The sequence below is a fragment of the Shewanella sairae genome (assembly GCF_023283535.1).
Taxonomy (GTDB): domain Bacteria; phylum Pseudomonadota; class Gammaproteobacteria; order Enterobacterales; family Shewanellaceae; genus Shewanella; species Shewanella sairae.
In genome coordinates this window covers 1-533 of sequence record NZ_JAKILT010000233.1, presented here as the reverse complement: position 1 = coordinate 533, position 533 = coordinate 1, and the positions used below count along the sequence as shown (strand labels likewise).

The 533-nt window shown below is 38.5% G+C and carries 1 protein-coding gene; it reads left to right on the top strand.

Going from position 1 to position 533, the window contains the following annotated elements:
• On the top strand, window positions 1-284 hold a 284-nt coding region (locus tag L2748_RS24345), incomplete at its 5' end, for a hypothetical protein (protein ID WP_248957852.1).
• Between the last annotated feature and the right edge of the window lie 249 nt (window positions 285-533).

Here is a 533-nt window from a genome sequence, read left to right as displayed (position 1 = left end):
TTTATATTTCTGCGGTTAATAAGGTCGTTTCTGGCGTTATGTCGCGCACTGAATACTTGTTTAGGTTTGATGCTGATTCAAGTTCACAATATTTATCTAGTGATGCTTTAGAGCGCATTGGTTATCGTTTTGAGTCAATTGACGATTGTGTCGTCATGGTGACGTTTGGCGAGGCTTCACAATTCGTTATGTGTGCGCCGTTTGTTGATGGTTTCGACTCGAGTCGAAATGTAGAACTATCAAACGCACCAATGACGACATTTGACGCGTTTACATCTAGTTAAGATTGTATCTTTTTAGCATTTAAACCCGTGAACTGCGTAAATTTTGTAGGTGATTGGTCTTTTGTGTGTCAGATTTGCGTTAAGCCTATATTTAGTATGGATACTTTACGTATGGATTTGTATTCAGTTGTTGCTTATTGCTTAAAGATTTTAATAGGGTTTCTTGTTGGGCTAGGTGCACTGCTTATATTGGGGAGTATTTAGGTTATGGATTTACCATAACCACATCTACCAAAGAGTGCGCACAAT